A 20,516-nucleotide genomic window follows, 5' to 3' on the forward strand; every position below is an offset into this window, starting at 1 on the left:
GCAACAAAAATAAAGCAATTGACTTAACTAATGCAACCAATTTAAACCCAATATTAAAAAACTGTTAATACTTAGGAAACTTTTTTTGTTTTTAAAGTTTCTTGCCTTAGATTTGCATCCTATTATGAAAGAGGATATTTTAAAAACAGCAGCAGATTTATTCTTAAACTATGGGTTTAAGAGTGTGACGATGGATGATATTGCCAACACTTTAGGCATGTCGAAAAAGACAGTATATCAGTATTTTAAAAATAAAAATGTATTAGTTGAAGAAACCACACTATTTATGTACCACATTATTCAATCGGGAATTGATGACATTATAAAAGAAAACATGTCTCCCATTGAAGAGTTGTATGAAATAAAGCGTTTTGTTATGAAGCATCTTAAAGATGAGAAGTCGTCTCCTCAATTTCAGCTTCAAAAATACTACCCTAAAATTTACGAAGATTTAAAAGAAAAACAGTCTTGCGTTATGGGCGACTGCGTTATTAGCAATTTAGATCGCGGCATGCAACTGGGCTTATACCGAGATAATCTTAACAAAGAATTTATTTCTAAAATATATTTTAATTCCATGATGTCTTTAAAAGATAAAACTCTTTTTCCTTTAAATCATTTGTCCATGCAGTCCTTAATGAACAATTATTTAGAATATCATTTAAGAGGCATTTGCACCCCTAAAGGACTTCAACACTTAACAGAATACCTAAACACTAATCAACAATAATAATGAAACAAAATCTTATACTGGTTTTTGGTTTATTGCTTTCAACCGCTTTGTATTCGCAAGAGCAATCGTATACTTTTAATTTACAGGAAGCTATCGATTTTGCAATTGAAAACAATAGAACATCTATAAATGCTGCTAAAGATATTGAGGCTGCTGAAAAGCAAAAATGGGAAACCACAGCAACGGGTTTACCCCAACTCAATGCTACGGTAGATTATCAAAATTTCTTAAAACAACAAGTGTCTTTAATTCCTGCCGAAGCTTTTGGCGGCACTCCGGGAGAATTTGAAGAAGTTATTTTCGGTACCAAACAAAACATGGTTGCTCAGGCCACAATAACTCAAAAAATATTCGACGGTTCTTATATTGTTGGTTTACAATCGGCAAAAGTATATCTTGATATATCGAAAAACGCTAAAGAAAAAACCGATTTAGAAATTAGAAAAAGTGTTATAAATGCTTATGGCAATGTCCTTCTTGCTGAGGAAAGTTTAGCCTTGCTAAATAAAGACCGTAAAATACTGGAGGACAATATAAGAGAAACCACCAAAATTTATGAAAACGGATTAGGCGAAGAAGAAAGCGTTGAGCAACTTCAAATTACGTTATCGAGCCTTAATAGTAATCTTAATAAAACAGAGCGCTTAAAGGTTTTAGCATATCAGATGCTAAATATCACTTTAGGTTTAAATATAAATACCGAAGTTACCTTAAGTGATCAATTAGAAAGTTTAACTGTTCAAAACATAAACTTAAATCTATTAAGCACTGAAGAAAATATAGAAAATTCTGTAGATTATAAAATTGCTGAAAATGCTAAGGTCTCTCAAGAGCTTCTTTTAAAATTAGAAAAAAGTAAGGCGCTTCCAACACTAAATGCTTTTGTTAATGGTGGGTATTCGGCATTTTCAAACAACTTCGATTTTGCCAGTAGTGACCAAAAATGGTTTGGCTCGTCGTTGTTAGGCGTAAGTTTAAACATTCCTATTTTTAGTTCTTTAGGAAGAACAGCAGCTACTGCAAGAGTAAAAATAGAATTAGAAAAGGCAAAAAACGATTTACTGGAAACCGAGCAGCAGCTTAAACTACAAGTGGCTCGTGCTAAAAGCGAATATCAATTTGCTATTGAAGACTACGAAAACAAAAAGTTAAATCTAAATCTTGCTGAACGTATTGAACGTAAAAACCAGACTAAATTTTTTGAAGGTATTGGTTCCAGTTTCGACTTACGTCAGGCACAAACGCAACTTTACAATGCGCAACAAGAGTTTCTGCAAACCATGCTCGATGTGATAAACACAAAAGCAGAATTAGAAACCATACTTAATACTGTTCAATTCAATTAATCAAAAAACGAAAATTTCCCATACCAAAATGAAACATATATATTCATTATTCATCGCAAGCATTCTAATCGTCTCATGTGGAGGCGAAAAGAAAAGAAACTCTGTTGAAAAAGTTTTAGAAAGTAATAATTTAGAATCTATTCGCGAAAAGCGCGGCGAACTCGTTAATGAACAAGAGGCTATTAACGATAAGATTAAACTTTTAGATGCTGCAATCTCAAAGTTAGACACTGTAAAACACATTCCGTTAATTACAACCTTTGTAGCTAAAGAACAGGTATTTAATCACACTTTAGAAATTCAGGGAAATGTAACCACCAAAAACCTTCTGGTGATCACCCCTGAATACAACGGTATATTAACCAATGTATATGTAAAAGAAGGACAACGTGTAAGCAAAGGACAATTGTTAGCTAAAATTGATGACGGTGGTTTAAGTCAGCAACTAGCTCAACTTAAAATACAAACCGATTTAGCAAAAACCACATACGAACGCCAAAAGCGTTTATGGGAGCAAAATATTGGTAGTGAAATTCAGTTCTTACAAGCTAAGTCAACTTACGAATCGCAACAAGAAGCTGTAAATCAATTAGAGCAACAAGTCGCTAAAACAAACGTTAGAGCGCCTTTTTCTGGAACTATAGACGATGTGATTACCGAACAAGGTAGTGTAGTTGCGGCAGGACAATCGCCTTTAATGCGTATTGTGAATCTCGACGATATGTATATTGAAACCGATGTGCCTGAAAACTATATCTCAGATGTAACTAAAGGTAAACATGTTGTTGTAGAATTTCCTGTATTGGGTACTTCGGTAGAAACCAAAGTGCGTCAGGCAGGAGATTTTATCAATCCCGATAACAGAACATTTAAAGTAGAAGTCGGATTACCAAACAAAGACAAAACCATTAAACCTAATTTAACGGCCAGACTTAAAATTAACGATTATTCTAACGAAAAAGCACTTTTAGTACCACAAAGTATTATATCTGAAAATGCCAATGGCGAACAATATATCTATGTTATTTCTAATAAAAATAGCGATAATACAGGTGTAGCTAATAGGGTGATCATTAAAACTGGCAAAACCCAAGGTGACAATATTGAAGTATTAGAGGGTATTAAAAACGGTACTGAGATTGTAAAAGAAGGTGCTCGTAGTGTAAAAGATGGTCAAACTGTTGAAGTAATCAACTATTCTAACGACTAAAAAACCGAACTAATGACTAAAAAATCGAATAATAAAAAAGTCGACAAAGAATTTGGTTTGTCCTCGTGGGCAATTAACAACAAAACCACAATGTACGTGCTTATTGTGGTTATTTTCTACCTTGGGGTATCGGCATTTTTTAGTATGCCAAGAGAAAATTTCCCCGAAGTTAATGAGACCAAAATTTATGTAAGCTCAATATTTCCAGGTAATACCGCCGAGGATATTGAAAAATTAATAACCGACCCGCTTGAAGATCGTTTAAAAACGGTAAGTAATGTGGTTGAAATTACCTCAACATCTCAAGAAGATTACGGGATGCTTATGGTAGAATTCGATGAAAATATTACCGTAGAACAAGCTAAGCAAAAGGTAAAAGATGAAATCGACCAGGAAACATCGAGTGAAGACTGGCCAACCTTTAACGGGGCAAAAGTAGAACCAGATGTTTTCGAATTAAGCCTTTCGGAAGAAATGCCAATTCTAAACATTAACATCTCAGGCGACTACACCGTTGAAAAATTAAAGGAGTTTGCAGAGCATTTTCAGGACGAAATTGAAGACCTGCCAGAAATTAAAAAAGCAGATATTCGTGGTGCCCAAGAAAAAGAAGTTGAAGTTGCTGTAGACATCTACAAAATGATGGCTGCCAAAGTAACCTTTAACGATGTCATTGGCGCCATTAACAATGGTAATGTAACCATGTCTGCCGGTAATTTAAAAGCCAGTGGACAACGCAGAACCATTCGCATAATTGGTGAAATAGAAAAACCTTCGGAACTCGAAAACTTTGTAGTTAAATCGGAGAACGGTAATGCCATTTATTTAAAAGATATTGCTAAAGTTAGCTTTAAAGAAGAAGACAAAACCACCTTTGCCAGAGAGTATGGAGAGCCCGTAGTAATGCTAGACGTAAAAAAACGTGCTGGCAAAAACATGGTGGCCGCTGCAGAACAAATTAGAGCAATTGTTAAAGATGCCAAAGACAATGTTTTTCCAGCCGATTTAGAAGTAAGTATTACTAACGACCAATCTGAAAAAACTATTGGCCAAGTAGACGATCTGGTAAACAACATTATTTTTGGAGTTTTACTGGTGGTTACAGTACTTATGTTCTTTTTAGGTTTTAAAAATGCCATTTTCGTTGGGTTTGCCATACCTATGTCGATGTTTATGTCTTTAATGATTTTAAATATTATAGGCTACAGCTTAAATACTATGGTTCTATTTGGTTTAATTATGGGACTTGGTATGCTGGTGGATAACGGTATTGTGGTTGTTGAAAATGTTTACCGACTGATGGATGAAGAAGGCATGACCCGCATCGAGGCTGCTAAAAAAGGTATCGGTGAAATTGCTTTTCCTATTATCATATCTACAGCAACCACGGTTGCCGCCTTTATTCCCTTAGGACTATGGCCAGGTATAATGGGTGAATTCATGAAAATATTACCTATTACTTTATCCGTTGTACTGGGTTCATCGCTATTTGTAGCCATCTTTTTTAATTCCGTTTTGGTGTCTGAATTTATGAGCACCGAAGACAAAGACATGCCGTTAAAACGCATCATAAGAATGACCATAATTATGGTAACCTGTGGAATCCTTGTATTTATAATTGGAGGCGACTATCGTGCCCTGGGAACACTTATGGTGGTAACAGCAATTTTACTATGGATTTACCGTCTGTTTTTACGACGTTGGGCAAACATCTTCCAGACTAAAACCCTTGTTAAATTGGAGCGTTGGTATGAACGCCAGCTACGCTGGGCATTGTCTGGAAAGAAACCTATAATAATCACTGTTGGAACGTTTGGATTATTAATTCTATCTTTTGTTGGCTTTGGCGCTTCATTAGCTTCCCAACGTACCAAAGTAGAATTCTTTCCCGACAATAGACCTAACCAAATTATTGTATACATAGAATACCCACAAGGTACGGCTATTGAAAAAACCAATGCCATTACCAAACAAATCGAAAAAAGGGTTTACAAAGTATTGGATGATAATCAATATAAAGATGGTAACTATAATTTCCTTGTAGAAAGTGCTGTTTCGCAAGTGGGCGAAGGTGCCGGAAACCCACAAACAGACGGAGGTTCGGCAGCCGAAATGCCACATAAGGCAAAAATTACAGCATCTATGCGGGAGTATAAATACCGTCGTGGTGCCGATAGTGAATTGCTGCGTCAAAAAGTACAGGAAGACCTTGTTGGTATTTATCCTGGAGTTTTGATTTCTGTTGAAAAAGATGCGCAAGGACCTCCAGCAGGAGCACCTATTAATATTGAAATTGAAGGTGATGACTACAACGAACTTATTGCTACTGCCGAAAATATGCGTCGTTTTATTAACACGAAAAATATTCCAGGTATCGACGAACTAAAAATTGATGTTAACAAAGATAAACCATCAATGAAAGTGGTAATTGACCGGAAAAAAGCTGGTGAGTTAGGAATTAGTGCTGCCCAAATAGGACAACAATTGCGTAATTCTATCTTCGGTTCAAAAGCTGGGATTTATAAACAAGATGGTGACGATTACGATATTTATGTACGATTCAATGAGGAAAACAGATACAATACCAGTGCCTTGTTTAATCAGAATATAACTTTTAGAACCAATACCGGGCAATTAAAGGAAATACCTGTTTCGGCAGTTGCCCGACATGAAAACAATTCCGGGTTCAGTGCTATTAAACACAAAGACACCAAACGTGTAGTAACAGTGTACTCCGCATTATCGCCAGGATATACCGATGCCGGAGCTATTGTGACTCAAATTCAAAATGAAATGAAAAGTTACAAAGGCTTACCTCAAGGCATTAAAATTGATTACACCGGACAAATTGAAGAGCAAAATAAGCAAATGGCTTTCTTAATGGGTGCCTTTTTCACAGGGCTTGGTTTAATTTTCTTTATTTTAATCTTTCAATTTAATTCGGTTTCTAAACCAGCCATAATTATGTTGGCCATCTTTTTGAGTTTTATAGGTGTATTTGGTGGATTGGTTATTTCAGGAAGTGCCTTTGTTATTATGATGACTATGGTGGGAATCATCTCGCTCGCTGGTATTGTAGTAAATAATGGCGTGGTACTCCTCGACTATGCACAACTATTAATAGATCGAAAGAAAAATGATTTAGATATTGACCAGTCGGAATATCTGGAAACTCAAGATTTATTTGAGAGCATAGTAAAAGCAGGGAAAGCCCGTTTACGTCCGGTATTACTAACTGCCATTACAACTATATTCGGGTTAATTCCTTTAGCCATTGGTTTAAACATTAACTTCTTTACCTTGTTTAGCGAATTTAATCCACACATCTATATGGGTGGTGATAACGTTGTGTTTTGGGGGCCGTTAGCTTGGACTGTAATTTATGGTTTATTTGTTGCAACCTTCTTAACACTAATTGTAGTTCCTGTTTTATTCTTTTTAAGTATGAAATTTAAAATGTGGTTACGCAAAAAAATGCGTGCTAATGATGCACAAGACACCGCACTTGAAATGAATGCACAAACTGAAAGCTAATAGCATTTCAGATTTAAAACATAATGAGGCTAAAAAGATAAGTTCTCGTCAAACTGAAATTGATTCAGAATGATGAGAACTTTTCAGGAAGCCTCTTTTTATTTCAATCTATTTCCATTCGAAATCGCCGTTTTCAACAGACCAGTCGTTACCAAAAAATCCAGCACATTTTACTGCCGACGTTCCATTTAATAACACCTCATCATCAAACAACAAAACATCTGGAAAGGTAGTTCCATTAACAAGATAATGATTCATATATGCTGCTTTCATACCTTTTACTCCTGTTGCCGTAACAACACCAACACTTGCCAAATTGCTATCGTTTCTTGGAACTATAAAATACATGCCCCATTGCTGCCCTGGTAACTTTTTACCATTAAAATCCACTTCATTATTTTTGACTTGTATTGGCGAATTTTTCATTAAGGTATTCCATGCGGCATTATTAGTTTTATTCCCATATAAAACCACATTTCTATCTGGATATTTTGATAATGAAAAATCAACATCTCTAATAACATCTACAGAACCATTGGCACGGTACCACATGGTTTCCGCATCAAATCTTGCACGATTATAATACCAGTCATTTTCTTCATCTGTACCTTTGGTAGCATAAACGAACAAAACATTATTTTTAAATACATCTTTAAATCCACCATTTCTATGCGGTCCTTTTTCTTTTAAGCTGGGCGAAGCTACTTTTTCCCAGTTATTATCTACCTTTTTTAATAAAAATGCGTCATTACCTTCTACTGCAAGGGTGTCATTATCTATAACAAGGTGATTTTTAAGATTGTCTAAAGCACTAAAATCTATTTCGATCATACTTACATTTTCAGTTTTCAAATCGTATATCTCTTCGCCTTTGGTAAATTTGAATGAACTAACTTCAAAAGGTATTTCCTGTTGATGAATGGTAACAAAATGTGATTTAGAAGATACCCCTGGAGATCCTGTAAAAAATTCCATATCGTCTATGTCATTTTGCTTAGGAATTAAACGATTTTTAAACAAATTGAAAATCGGAGGCCAATCTACGCTATGGTCGCCATACCAGTGCGTTCCGTCAGGATATTCATAGTAAGTAAAATCCGGATGAAATTTACCCAACCGCTCGCGCATATCTCTGGCAATGTAGGTTGGAACTACATTGTCTTTTTCTCCATGCAATATATAAACGCCTTGTTGTAAATAATTTCTAATTAATTCTAGGGTTCTGCTTGGTGTTCCTGCTCTTTCTATTAAGGTCTCTACCGGATTCAATTGTGGTTCCAGTTGCATACGCTTTAATAGTTTTGGAGTTATACCAAAAGCATTTAATTGCTCTTCAGACATATTTGAAAGTCGTTTTAAAAACATATCTCTATACAACAACAAATCGGGGTAACCGGCACATGGTGCAATAGCTGCAAAGTGATCGGGATATGTAGCTCCTAAATACCAAGAGCCATGACCGCCCATAGAATGCCCTGTTAAATATATTTTTTGAGGATCTGGCTGATAAATACGTTTTGCATCAGATAATACTTCTAAGGCATCCAATCTGCCTAGATCTTCCCAGGCATAACCAAAGGGACGTCGGTTTGTGGGTGCTATTAAATTTCCCCAGTCTTTTTGTTTATAAGCATTCGCCTGATTAACAGCTTCAACGGAAGCGCCGTGAACGGATAAAAATAGTGCGCCATTTGCTAAAGTATCATTAGAAGAAGGTGCTACACTGTAATATTGCAAACTTCCGTCTATATCACTTATAAAAGTACGTTTATGGTGGCTATGTTTAGATTTTCCTAATAACGGAATACGCTTCTCATCAAGATCGATTTTGTCCTTACTAAACAAATTCAATTTTAATTCATAAGCACCTGTCTCCTTATTAGAACCCAAAGCTCCTAATGAAAATGGTAATTTCCTAATACTCATTGGAGGAATATTGGGTAAATCGGTATACACTTCCTTACCCAACCAGTGCGCTTTTATTGTATAACCTTTAAGCCAATCATTTGTTGCATTTATTACTCGAATTGCAGCTTTAAATTCTATGGGCTCATCAATTAAAATGGTGGGTATAGTTAAATCTCGTGTGGTAAACTGTACGTCAGTTTTCGGTTCTATTAAGCGTGCGCGTATTCTGGGAAAGCGCCCTACTTTTAAAACGAACATATTCCATCCTTTTTTTAAGGTTACAGGAATAAGATTCCAGCCATAATCGTAATGATCACCTTCATGAGGCATACCATTAATTAAAACCAAAGAATGCCCGGATGCATCGAATAAAACGTTCTTTTCTGTGTTCGATTTATATTTTAGGCATACATAGCTCGATAGTAAATCCCTATCATTAAATGAATTTGTAGTATCTACAGAAATGGATTTCCAGACCATAGGCTCTCCAGTAAAATCTACATCAAAAACATCACCTTCGTTAGGATCGTATTCCGAGTTCATTAAAATTTTGCTAAACACTGGATCCTCTGGAAACGTCGACGAATTAAACCTCATGCTCCTAACATGTAACATGAGGGCTTCTTTAAACACATGCATTAATTTACCTTCTTCAATTGCGGTTACTTTTTCCTTGCCAAAATATTCTACAATATTACCCGTACGCTGTTGCGCAGTAATTGAAGATGAAACATAAAATAAGAATAGTATAAAACTTAACTTTCTAACCATAATCACCTATTTTTTAATCGTTTATTTAAATCTAATTTATTATTTCTTGAATAAAATAACTTTTCGACTAACAACAACCGTGTTACAGTAAACAACCTACTTAAAATTCAGTATAAACAATTAAAGTTTAACAAATTAAGGACAAAGCCTTCAGGCGCTTTTAAAGACTCAAAAAAAAACCTTAAATAATTTATACTCCATAGTATTTAATTAAATTTGCAACTCTAAAATTTCATTATGTACAGAAGTCATAATTGTGGTGAGTTAAACGCATCACATATCAATACAGAAGTAACCCTTGCAGGTTGGGTTCAAAAATCTAGAGATAAAGGATTTATCGTGTGGGTCGATTTAAGAGACCGCTACGGTATTACGCAATTGGTTTTCGATGAAGAACGCACATCTAAAGACATGATGGAGCAAGCCCAAAACCTAGGTCGCGAATTTGTTATTCAGGTAAAAGGAACGGTTATTGAGCGTGCATCAAAAAACCCAAATATTCCAACTGGAGATATCGAAATATTAGTTTCTGAATTAAATATTTTAAACGAAGCTAAATTACCGCCATTCACTATTGAAGACAAAACCGATGGTGGTGAGGATTTACGTATGAAATACCGTTATCTTGATATTCGTCGTAATCCTGTAAAAAACAATTTAATTTTCAGACATAAAGTAACACAAGAGGTTCGCAACTATTTATCGAGAGAAGGATTTATAGAAGTAGAAACACCGTACTTAATAAAATCGACTCCTGAAGGTGCCCGCGATTTCGTGGTACCATCACGTATGAACGAGGGTCAGTTTTACGCCCTTCCCCAGTCGCCACAAACCTTTAAGCAATTGCTTATGGTTGGCGGTATGGATAAATATTTTCAGATTGTAAAATGTTTTCGTGATGAAGATTTACGTGCCGACAGACAGCCAGAATTTACACAAATAGATTGTGAAATGGCGTTTATCGATCAGGAAGATATTTTAAATGCTTTTGAAGGCTTAACACGCCACTTATTAAAAGAAGTTAAAGGCGTTGACATTGATAAATTCCCAAGAATGCAGTATGACGATGCCATGCGTTTGTACGGAAACGACAAACCCGATATTCGTTTTGGTATGCAATTTGGCGAATTAAATGCCGTGGCCCAACATAAAGATTTCGGCGTATTTAACAGTGCCGAATTAGTTGTTGGTATTGCGGTTCCAGGCGGAAATGCATATACAAGAAAAGAAATTGATAAATTAATCGACTGGGTTAAACGACCTCAAGTTGGGGCGTTAGGTATGGTTTATTGCCGTTGCAATGACGATGGAACTTATAAATCATCGGTAGATAAATTCTACGATCAGGAGGACTTAGCAAAATGGGCCGAAATTACGGGAGCGAAAGCTGGCGACTTAATTTGCGTGCTTTCCGGTGACACTAATAAAGTACGTGCGCAACTTAGTGCCTTACGTATGGAATTAGCCGAGCGTCTAGATTTACGTAAACCTGACCAATTTGCTCCGCTTTGGGTTATGGATTTCCCTTTATTAGAATGGGATGAAGACACCGAGCGTTACCACGCCATGCACCACCCGTTCACATCGCCTAAACCAGGCCAGTTAGAATTATTAAAAACCGACCCTGGTGCAGTTAAAGCCAATGCTTACGATTTAGTATTAAACGGAAACGAGATTGGTGGCGGTTCGATTCGTATTCACGATAAAGAAACACAATCTTTAATGTTCGATTATTTAGGCTTTACGCCAGAAGAAGCTAAAGCACAATTTGGTTTCTTAATGGATGCTTTCCAATACGGAGCACCGCCACATGGTGGCTTAGCTTTTGGTTTAGATAGACTGGTTTCTATTTTAGGCGGACAAGAAACGATTCGCGATTTTATTGCATTCCCTAAAAATAATGCAGGTCGTGATGTAATGATTGATGCTCCTGCTCCAATTGATGACACACAATTAACAGAGCTTAATTTAAAACTTAACTTAAAATAACATTCTTAAAAAAATCCTGCTCATCGCAGGATTTTTTCATATTCATTTTTTTAATCTACCATGCCCAAAAAAACAATATTAAAGCAGATCTTAATTTGGAGAGCAAAACACATCTCACATAGACAGTTTCTTTATATTTTAAGTATTGTTATTGGATTTACTGCAGGGGTAGGCGCCGTAGTTTTAAAAAATTTAACCCACTTTATACAACATTTATTAGAAGGTAAATTAATAAATGAATACCATCATGCCTTTTACTTTTTATTTCCCGTATTGGGTCTCGCGTTGGTTTTTCTAATTATTAAATACGTTATTAGAAATAAAGTAAGTCATGGTATTCCATCCACGCTTTATGCCATGGCCAAACGTAAAGGCATCATGAAACGTTACCAGATGTTTGGTTCTATTTTAACTGCACCGCTAACGGTTGGTTTTGGTGGATCGGTGGGTCTGGAAGGCCCTACAGTTGCTACTGGAGCGGCTTTGGGGTCTAACATTTCGAGGATATTTCATATGAATCAAACCTCCAGAAACCTGTTAATAGGATGTGCTGCCGCTGGTGCCATGAGCTCCATCTTTAAAGCCCCTATTGCGGCTATAATTTTTGCTATAGAAGTATTTAGTTTAGACCTAACCATCGCTTCTATGTTGCCTCTTTTACTCGCATCGTTATCGGCCGTTTTAACATCTTATTTTTTCTTCGGAGAAGATATTTTATTACCCTTCAGAATAGAAGATAAATTTCATATTGCCGATGCTCCTTTTTATATAATTTTAGGTGTTATTGCTGCCTTTGTTTCTATTTACTTCACCGAAGTGTATGACAAAATTCATACGTTTTTCGACAAAATAGCATCGCCTGTAAAGCGCCTATTTATTGGAGGTGTTGGTCTCGGACTTTTAATATTTTTAATTCCACCACTATACGGTGAGGGCTTTGATGTTATTAATAATTTAATTGTTGGTAATCCAGAAAAGGCTTTGGAAAATAATCTCTTTCATTTAGATACAGATAATATTTGGGTCGTTGTGCTACTTCTTAGCGGACTTGTATTTTTTAAGGTCATTGCCAGTTGCTTAACCTTTGGCGCCGGTGGTGTAGGTGGTATTTTTGCTCCTACCCTGTTTATGGGTAGTATCATGGGAAATTGTCTGGCGAAAATTATTAATAATTGTGGCTTATTTAACTATCCTGTGTCGGAAAGTAATTTTACGTTAGTAGGTATGGCCGGGTTATTAGCAGGCGTTTTACATGCGCCGCTTACGGCTATTTTCTTAATTGCAGAATTAACCGGAGGATATGAACTTTTTATTCCTTTAATGTTAACCGCAACCATTTCGTTTGGAATAACAAAATATTACAAGCATCACTCGGTGTATAATATGGAATTGGGCAGAAAAGGAGAGCTGATTACGCACGATAAAGATCACGCCGTACTCACCCTAATGGAAATTGATAAAGTTATTGAAACGAACTTCATTTCCATTACGCCAAAAATGAATTTAGAAGAGATAATTCAAAAAGCGGTTATAAAGTCCAATCGAAATATTTTCCCTGTAATAAAAGAAGACACCCAAAAATTACAAGGTATTATTTTATTAGATGATTTGAGGCCTATTATGTTTGACCAATCACTTTATAAAGAAGTTGTTGCCACCGATATTATGCAAAAACCTCCGGCAGTTATAAACTTAGATAAAGATAAAATGACCGATATCATGAGGAAATTTCAGGATAGTAGCGCATGGAATTTACCTGTAACAAAAAATGGTGTTTACTTTGGTTTTATTTCAAAATCTAAATTATTAACGGCTTACCGCCGACAATTAATTACATTGCAGGTAAATTCGTAATTTAATGTCGTTCAACAAGTTTATTTACTAACTTTATAAGATGTCCTTTAACGCTAAAAACCTGTTGCGTCAATTTTTAATCTGGAAATACAAACACATTTCCGAACGTCAGTTTATCTATATACTTAGTGTACTTGTTGGGGTTTTAGCGGGCATGGGAACGGTAGTTTTAAAAAATTTAACCCATTTTATTAGGTCACTTCTGGAGTTAAACTTGTTTAAAAATTACCAAAATACCTTATATTTTATTTTTCCAATCATAGGCCTGGTACTTGTTTATATCATAAAACAAACCTGGCTTAAAAAACATATTGGACATGGCATTTCAACAACGCTGTATGGTATTTCAAAACTCAATGGTATTTTACCTCGGTATAATATCTATGCCGCTTTAATTACAGCACCCTTAACGGCTGGTTTTGGTGGATCGGTTGGATTACAAGGTCCTGCCGTAAGTGTAGGTTCTGCCTTAGGGTCGAATACAGCTCAGCTTTTTCATATGACCACCAAAACGCGCTTGCTTTTAATTGGTTGTGCTTCGGCAGGCGCCATGGCCTCCATGTTTAAAGCGCCAATTGCCGCCATCGTTTTTGCTGTAGAAATTTTTAGTTTAGATATAGCATTCACCTCATTAGTACCATTATTATTAGCATCGGTATCTGCAGTAATTACGTCTTACATGTTTTTAGGAACCGATGTGTTGTTGCATGTAATTATTAAAGACACCTTTAATTTTAAAGATATCCCTATTTATATTTTGTTGGGTGTCGTTACGGCTTTTTCGTCGGTTTACTTTTCTAAAGTATTTTTTGCAATTACTAATTTCTTTAAACAATTTGAAAGTCGTGCTAAACGTTTACTTATAGGTGGTCTTGCCATAGGTACCATGCTTTATTTTATTCCGCCACTTTATGGTGAGGGTTACGGTATTATGAATAATCTTTTAAAAGGTGATCATTTATCGGCTATAAGTACCACCCCTTTTAAAAACTTAGATTTAACCAACATCTGGATTGTTATTGCTATGTTACTCGGCATAGCGATTTTTAAGGCTATAGCCATGACAACCACTTTTGGCGCTGGTGGTGTAGGTGGCATTTTTATTCCAACACTAATCATGGGTAGTGCTTTAGGAAATGCCTTTGCCAAAATAATTAATAACATTGGTTTAGGTCTTTCGGTAAACGAAGCTAATTTTACCCTTTTAGGCATGACGGGATTAATGGCAGGAGTGTTACATGCGCCTTTAACCGCTATTTTCCTTATTGCAGAAATCACAAGCGGGCATGAACTTTTTGTTCCTCTTATGATTGTTGCTGCCATATCGTTTGCCATTACAAAATACTACGTTTCGCATTCCATTTACACGCTTAAACTAGCTGAACGTGGTGAGTTAATGACACACGATAAAGACCAGAATACGCTTATGGCTTTAGATATCGATAAGGTTATTGAAACCAATTTCATAACACTAAAACCAGAAATGTCATTAGGGTACATTTTAAATGAAGCCGTGGCCAAATCATCGCGAAATCATTTTCCTGTGGTAGATGACGATAATCAGTTTTTGGGTGTTATTAGACTTGATGATATTAGACATATGATGTTTAATGCCGAACTTTATGATAAAGTTAGTGTTACCGACCTGATGCATGCAGATGCAGGAATAATTAATTACGATGACTCCATGAACGATATCATGGAAAAATTTAAAACCACTGGCGCATGGAATTTACCGGTGGTAAAATCAGGGAAATATTTTGGTTATATCTCAAAATCAAAATTACTTACCGCATACAGAAGACAACTCTTAAAATTCACAAAATAAATAATGAAATACTTCATCTTTTTCGCATTTATAGCATCATTAACCAGTATTATTCTGGGCTTTGTTTTGGAAGTCGATTTTACTCAAAAACTTATCGGTTTTGGTGTTATGGGACTATTTTTTGTAGTGTTTCCTTTATTCGCTTACTACCGTTGGAAGGATAAAGACATTAAAGATTATATGCTTACAAAAGAAAACCTGGAAAACATGCGTAAATCTCAGGAAGAGAATAAATATTAACAAACAGTTTCATACGGAACTTATTTTCTATGTTTACGCAATTAAATTTCAAAATTTCGTCACTTCGAGTGATTCCGAAGCATGAGGAATTGTATCGAGAAGTAAACACTAATCGAACTCGACAAACCCTAAAATAACGAAGAAAATATCCATCTAGAATTAGTTCTCGATACATTTTTTTCGTACCTCAACAAATATTCGAACTGACATAGATACACAAAAAAACATTTCAAAACTTCGTCACTTCGAGTGATTCCGAAGCATGAGGAATTGTATCGAGAAGTAAACAAAGATTAATTCAAATTTCGTTTTTCAATAAAAAACCGTTTCATTAATGTAGAAGCTTCTGTCTCTAAAACACCACCTTTCATTTTGGTTTTTGGATGTAATTTCGTTTTTAAATTAATGCAGCCCCGCTGTTCGTCTCTGGCACCATAAACGATGTTGGAAATCTGACTCCAATACAAAGCGCCTGCACACATTTGGCACGGTTCGAGGGTAACATACAAGGTACAATTTTGAAGATATTTACCTCCCAAGAAATTAGCTGCAGCAGTAATGGTTTGCATTTCGGCATGTGCGGTAACATCATTCAATGTTTCTGTTAAATTATGCCCACGAGCAATAATGCGATTATCGATAACCACAACCGCCCCAACGGGTATTTCACCTTTATCGAAAGCCAATTCTGCTTCCTGCAGCGCGCGTTTCATAAAATAGGTATCGTCAAATGGGTTTTCCATAATTCAAATATACAATTTCAAAACATTCAAAACTTATTCGGCAAGACTTTTGATGTTTATTTGAAAACGCTTCCATCATGAAAAAACATTATGCTATTGCTATTCCAAAACCTTGCTACGAAGACTGGAATAGCATGACCCCTAACGAACGCGGCCGATTTTGTAATTCCTGTGTTAAAACGGTTGTCGACTTCACCAAAATGAGTACTGAAGACATTCAAACGTATATCGAAACCCATAAACACCAACGTATTTGCGGTCATTTTAAACAAAGCCAGTTAGACAGTATCAATTTGCGAATTCCATCACAAATAATAGTTAAACCCAAAAACGTGCATAAAGTCTTTTTACTCGCTTTGCTTCTTGTTATGGGAACCACCTTATTAAATTGTACCAACAACAAAGGCAACAAACAAAAAATTGATAGTGTAGAAGTTGTAGACAGCCTTCAAAATAAAGTTGTTGATTCTGTAAAATATATAAATGAATTAATTAAAAAAGATTCGATCATTCCTAAAACTTGCACCAAACCTCCTCAAATACCTGCGCCTCACCCAACAGGAATTACTGTTATTGAAACCGTTGGAGAGGTCGTTAGCGATACTATCCCTGAACTTATGATTGATGGCGATATTGAAATTATGGGAGGAATTGGTCCTGAGGAAGAACCTGTTGAAGAAGAACCGTTATTTTTTGGCATGATTTCAGAAACCCCACCTGAATTTAAGGATACACCTGAAAATTTATCCATTTCTGAAAGTAAATCGTATTTCCAAAATAAATTATCTAAAATAGTTGGAGAAAATTTTAACACCTCAGTTTGTTTAGGTTTAAAAGGCAAGCAAAAAATAAATACAAGATTTACGGTAAACAAAGAAGGAAAAATAGTTGATATAAAAGTTAGAGCACCACAACCGGCTTTAGAAAAAGAAGCCATCCGCGTTATTAAACTTTTACCTGATTTTATTCCGGCAACGCAAAGAAATAAACCTGTTAATGTACTTTACGATCTCCCTATTATTTTTAACGTAGACAATTAATAAAATCTGTACTTTTGCCTTGTGCAAAACACCTTTTTAAATACTATAAATTCACCAGAAGATTTACGTCGTTTAAAACCTGACGATTTACAAAAACTCGCAAAAGAGTTGCGTGAATTTATCATTAATATCGTTGCCACCAAAGAAGGCCATTTGGGAGCTAGTTTAGGTGTAGTAGAACTAACTATTGCTCTGCATTACGTTTTTAACACGCCAGAAGATCAACTTATCTGGGATGTAGGCCATCAGGCTTACGGACATAAAATTTTAACAGGTAGAAAAGCCATTTTTCATACCAACAGGCAACTTGGTGGTATTAGCGGCTTTCCAAAACGCGATGAAAGTGAATACGATTCTTTTGGCGTAGGACATTCATCAACATCAATTTCGGCGGCCTTAGGTATGGCGATTGCATCGCAATTAAAAGGAGAAATTCATAAACAACACATTGCAGTAATTGGAGATGCCTCGATAGCCAGTGGTATGGCTTTCGAAGGTTTAAATCACGCGGGTGTTACCGATGCCAATTTATTGGTTATTCTAAATGATAACGCCATTGGTATCGACCCAAGTGTTGGCGCTTTAAAAATGTATTTAACCAACGTAAAGAAAGGCACCCAAAAACGCAACAACATTATAAAGGCTTTAAATTTCGATTATTCGGGCCCTATTGACGGACATGATTTACCTATGGTTATTTCTGAATTGAATCGATTAAAACATATTAAAGGCCCCAGATTTTTGCACATTATAACGACTAAAGGCAAAGGGTTAAGGCAAGCCGAAGAAGATCAGGTAAAATACCATGCGCCAGGAAAATTCGATTCTTCAACAGGAGAATTAATGCCAAAAGCCGCCTCGAAAGTCCCCAAATATCAGGATGTTTTTGGGCATACAATTGTTGAATTGGCAAAACAAAATAAAACTATTGTTGGTATAACGCCAGCCATGCCAACAGGTAGTTCGTTAAAATATATGATGGATATAATGCCCGAACGTGCCTTTGATGTTGGCATTGCCGAACAACATGCGGTAACCATGGCTGCTGGTATGGCAACACAAGGATTAATCCCATTTTGTAATATCTATTCCACGTTTTTACAACGCGCTTACGACCAGATTATTCACGACGTAGCGATACAAAATTTACCCGTTATTTTTTGTCTGGACCGCGCCGGATTGGTTGGTGAAGATGGCGCTACCCATCATGGAATTTACGATTTATCCTATTTACGCTGCATACCAAACCTCATCATTTTCGCCCCCAGAAACGAAATGGAATTACGCAACATCATGTATACCGCACAGCTAGGCTTAAATCACCCCATCGCCATTCGTTACCCCAGAGGAAAAGGTATCACCGAAAACTGGAAACAGCCTTTTGAAACTATAAACATAGGAACGGGTGTTACTTTAAAATCGGGAGATTCCATAGCGGTTTTAAGTATTGGTACCATTGCGAAAAATATTACCGAGGCCATAAGCAATTGCAATAATGCTGAAGCCGTAGCACACTACGACTTACGTTTTGTGAAACCTTTAGATGAAACTTTACTACACCACATTTTCGAAAAACACGGCACCTTAATAACTATTGAAGACCATTCGGTAATAGGTGGTTTTGGTTCTGCTGTTTTAGAATTTGCCGCATCTCACAACTACAAAAACCCTACTAACGTTTTGGGCATTCCCGATACCATTATTGAACATGGTAGCGTTAATGAACTACAGCAACAAATTGGTTTGGATGTTAATAGCATAACCACGCTCCTTAATACGTTGCTTTAAGCTATGTAACACAAACTTGTTAATAAGTCTTTATAAACACATGTATTTTCTTTTTTAATAACGTAAGAATTTCACCTATTTTTAAAGTCCAGAAACGTGCTGTTATACCGCCAAATTAGGAGTTCATGGCATGTTGAATGATTCATATAAACAAGTTGTGCAACATTTTGAAAATAAACTATGGAAAACCCATTCAAAAATATAAATACGAATATTTTTAATGTTCCAAAATATGAGATGCCACAAATAAATCCAGAAGCTTTTGCGGATTTAAGAGACCCTGATGAAGTTACAAGACAAATATTAGGTTTTCTAACCACACAAGGAGAAAATGCCGAAAAACAATTTAAAACATCTCGAAATTTAATTATTGCTACCATAGTTATTATGATTTTACAAATAGGTTACGCAGTTTGGACTAATTCTGAATCGAACAGTAGACAGTATAACCTAACAAAAATAATTGACATGCAATCACAACAATCTGAAGTAATATCACGTATGTCATTGAATTTACTCGACCTCGAAAACCAAGTGCGGACTTTGGAACAAGAAAACGCACAACTGAATCAAGAATTGAATAAGTAAAAACGTTGCACAACATTGGATATAATTTATGCTTAAATCTGTTCATATTTTGAAGTTTTATATATTTAATAATCTATTTGTTACGACTGAAAATCCCGCGGATTTTAAGCCGCACAAATCATATACTAAACGTTAGCTTTAATTACCAAAAAAAATCGCTGAATTAAATGAAATTATTAGAATTTGAAAAAAGTTTGCGTCAGAAATTAAAGAGTTATGAAAAACCAAGACCTTTAATTTGTGAAGGAAATCCTTTAGAATGTGAAATATTTATAGTTGGAATAAATTCAGCAACAGAAATGCAAAATGACTTTTGGAGTTTTTGGTCACCTGAAAATGGATTTAACAAAGCTCAATGGCTTGAAAGCTATATTCTTGAACGCAAATTAAAACCTCTTAAGCCTAATAAAACGAGACGAAATAAATTAAGTAATACAAGGCAGAGAATTGAATGGATTGTCGAAAAAACAAAACCTTTCAAAACTCTTGAAACAAATTTATTTGTAAAAGCTACACCAACAGCAGATGAATTATTATCTGAAGATAGAGAAAGTTCTGTTTTTGAATTTTTATTAGATACGATAAAACCAAAGATAATTTTTATTCACGGTAATGAAGTTATTGAATATTTTGAAAAGTTATATGATTTAAAAATCACGAAAAATGAAGTTTCAAAATTTGAAATTTTAGGAACAAAAACTAACATTTTGGCTATGAATCATCTTTCAAGAGGTTGGTCGAAACAAAAATCATTGGAATTAGGAGAATTTTTAAAATCGAAAGTAATAAACTAAAGCAAACACCGTATAAATTTTATTGCTTCGGATTTTCCTACGGCAAATCCTCTCACTCAAACTATGTACCATTCTTATACGTATTCCAAGGTCAAATCCTAATATTTTTTCACTTTTTTAAGCCATAAACTTTTGAAGCTCTACGTAAGG

Annotated in this window: 14 protein-coding genes; 12 read left to right on the forward strand and 2 right to left on the reverse strand. The window is 35.6% G+C overall.

The window, feature by feature from the left end; genetic code table 11:
• Positions 1-124: 124 nt before the first annotated feature.
• From ICJ83_RS15515 to ICJ83_RS15530, 4 genes are read left to right on the forward strand one after another with little or no spacing between them, the layout of a single operon-like run.
• Positions 125-730, forward strand: coding sequence for a TetR/AcrR family transcriptional regulator (locus ICJ83_RS15515; RefSeq protein ID WP_188231323.1), 606 nt, complete (start codon positions 125-127; stop codon positions 728-730).
• A 2-nt stretch (positions 731-732) separates the two neighbouring features.
• On the forward strand, positions 733-2,079 hold the full coding sequence (locus tag ICJ83_RS15520; protein WP_188231324.1) for a TolC family protein: 1,347 nt from the start codon (positions 733-735) through the stop codon (positions 2,077-2,079).
• A gap of 28 nt (positions 2,080-2,107) precedes the next feature.
• A complete protein-coding gene (locus ICJ83_RS15525; RefSeq protein ID WP_188231325.1) occupies positions 2,108-3,289 on the forward strand; it encodes an efflux RND transporter periplasmic adaptor subunit in 1,182 nt (393 codons plus the stop codon).
• 12 nt (positions 3,290-3,301) lie between these two features.
• Complete coding sequence (locus tag ICJ83_RS15530; RefSeq protein WP_188231326.1) at positions 3,302-6,823, forward strand: efflux RND transporter permease subunit; 3,522 nt, start codon at positions 3,302-3,304, stop codon at positions 6,821-6,823.
• A 108-nt stretch (positions 6,824-6,931) separates the two neighbouring features.
• Here ICJ83_RS15530 and ICJ83_RS15535 read toward each other — a convergent pair whose 3' ends face one another.
• Complete coding sequence (locus tag ICJ83_RS15535) at positions 6,932-9,502, reverse strand: carboxylesterase family protein (RefSeq protein WP_188231327.1); 2,571 nt, start codon at positions 9,500-9,502, stop codon at positions 6,932-6,934.
• Positions 9,503-9,739: 237 nt separating this feature from the next.
• Between ICJ83_RS15535 and aspS the strand changes: the two genes are divergently transcribed.
• Genes aspS through ICJ83_RS15555 form a run of 4 tightly spaced genes read left to right on the forward strand, consistent with a single transcriptional unit; the run spans position 9,740 to position 15,413 of the window.
• Positions 9,740-11,491, forward strand: coding sequence for an aspartate--tRNA ligase (gene aspS, locus ICJ83_RS15540; protein ID WP_188231328.1), 1,752 nt, complete (start codon positions 9,740-9,742; stop codon positions 11,489-11,491).
• A 60-nt stretch (positions 11,492-11,551) separates the two neighbouring features.
• Positions 11,552-13,345, forward strand: coding sequence for a chloride channel protein (locus ICJ83_RS15545; RefSeq protein WP_188231329.1), 1,794 nt, complete (start codon positions 11,552-11,554; stop codon positions 13,343-13,345).
• A 40-nt stretch (positions 13,346-13,385) separates the two neighbouring features.
• Complete coding sequence (locus ICJ83_RS15550; protein ID WP_188231330.1) at positions 13,386-15,173, forward strand: chloride channel protein; 1,788 nt, start codon at positions 13,386-13,388, stop codon at positions 15,171-15,173.
• Positions 15,174-15,176: 3 nt separating this feature from the next.
• Positions 15,177-15,413 (forward strand): hypothetical protein, encoded by a 237-nt coding sequence (locus ICJ83_RS15555; RefSeq protein ID WP_188231331.1) that lies wholly within the window; start codon positions 15,177-15,179, stop codon positions 15,411-15,413.
• Between the two features lie 293 nt (positions 15,414-15,706).
• Here the strand turns inward: ICJ83_RS15555 and ICJ83_RS15560 are convergent, their stop codons facing one another.
• Positions 15,707-16,156, reverse strand: coding sequence for a nucleoside deaminase (locus ICJ83_RS15560; protein WP_188231332.1), 450 nt, complete (start codon positions 16,154-16,156; stop codon positions 15,707-15,709).
• A 77-nt stretch (positions 16,157-16,233) separates the two neighbouring features.
• Between ICJ83_RS15560 and ICJ83_RS15565 the strand changes: the two genes are divergently transcribed.
• The 4 genes from ICJ83_RS15565 to ICJ83_RS15580 all read left to right on the forward strand — a co-directional run bounded on the left by ICJ83_RS15565 (position 16,234) and on the right by ICJ83_RS15580 (position 20,366).
• A complete protein-coding gene (locus ICJ83_RS15565; protein WP_188231333.1) occupies positions 16,234-17,196 on the forward strand; it encodes an energy transducer TonB in 963 nt (320 codons plus the stop codon).
• 21 nt (positions 17,197-17,217) lie between these two features.
• On the forward strand, positions 17,218-18,984 hold the full coding sequence (dxs, locus tag ICJ83_RS15570) for a 1-deoxy-D-xylulose-5-phosphate synthase (protein ID WP_188231334.1): 1,767 nt from the start codon (positions 17,218-17,220) through the stop codon (positions 18,982-18,984).
• Positions 18,985-19,164: 180 nt separating this feature from the next.
• Complete coding sequence (locus ICJ83_RS15575; RefSeq protein WP_188231335.1) at positions 19,165-19,572, forward strand: hypothetical protein; 408 nt, start codon at positions 19,165-19,167, stop codon at positions 19,570-19,572.
• Positions 19,573-19,739: 167 nt separating this feature from the next.
• Entirely contained in the window at positions 19,740-20,366 is a 627-nt protein-coding gene (locus ICJ83_RS15580; RefSeq protein WP_188231336.1) for a hypothetical protein, read from the forward strand.
• Positions 20,367-20,516: the final 150 nt, after the last annotated feature.

It is taken from the genome of Aestuariibaculum sediminum (assembly GCF_014596945.1).
Classification (GTDB): Bacteria; Bacteroidota; Bacteroidia; order Flavobacteriales; family Flavobacteriaceae; genus Aestuariibaculum; species Aestuariibaculum sediminum.

Coding starts and splice junctions, on each gene's coding strand:
- ICJ83_RS15515 (WP_188231323.1), top strand. CDS start 125: ATGAAAGAGGATATTTTAAAAACAGCAGCAGATTTATTCTTAAACTAT.
- ICJ83_RS15520 (WP_188231324.1), top strand. CDS start 733: ATGAAACAAAATCTTATACTGGTTTTTGGTTTATTGCTTTCAACCGCT.
- ICJ83_RS15525 (WP_188231325.1), top strand. CDS start 2,108: ATGAAACATATATATTCATTATTCATCGCAAGCATTCTAATCGTCTCA.
- ICJ83_RS15530 (WP_188231326.1), top strand. CDS start 3,302: ATGACTAAAAAATCGAATAATAAAAAAGTCGACAAAGAATTTGGTTTG.
- ICJ83_RS15535 (WP_188231327.1), bottom strand. CDS start 9,502: ATGGTTAGAAAGTTAAGTTTTATACTATTCTTATTTTATGTTTCATCT.
- aspS (WP_188231328.1), top strand. CDS start 9,740: ATGTACAGAAGTCATAATTGTGGTGAGTTAAACGCATCACATATCAAT.
- ICJ83_RS15545 (WP_188231329.1), top strand. CDS start 11,552: ATGCCCAAAAAAACAATATTAAAGCAGATCTTAATTTGGAGAGCAAAA.
- ICJ83_RS15550 (WP_188231330.1), top strand. CDS start 13,386: ATGTCCTTTAACGCTAAAAACCTGTTGCGTCAATTTTTAATCTGGAAA.
- ICJ83_RS15555 (WP_188231331.1), top strand. CDS start 15,177: ATGAAATACTTCATCTTTTTCGCATTTATAGCATCATTAACCAGTATT.
- ICJ83_RS15560 (WP_188231332.1), bottom strand. CDS start 16,156: ATGGAAAACCCATTTGACGATACCTATTTTATGAAACGCGCGCTGCAG.
- ICJ83_RS15565 (WP_188231333.1), top strand. CDS start 16,234: ATGAAAAAACATTATGCTATTGCTATTCCAAAACCTTGCTACGAAGAC.
- ICJ83_RS15575 (WP_188231335.1), top strand. CDS start 19,165: ATGGAAAACCCATTCAAAAATATAAATACGAATATTTTTAATGTTCCA.
- ICJ83_RS15580 (WP_188231336.1), top strand. CDS start 19,740: ATGAAATTATTAGAATTTGAAAAAAGTTTGCGTCAGAAATTAAAGAGT.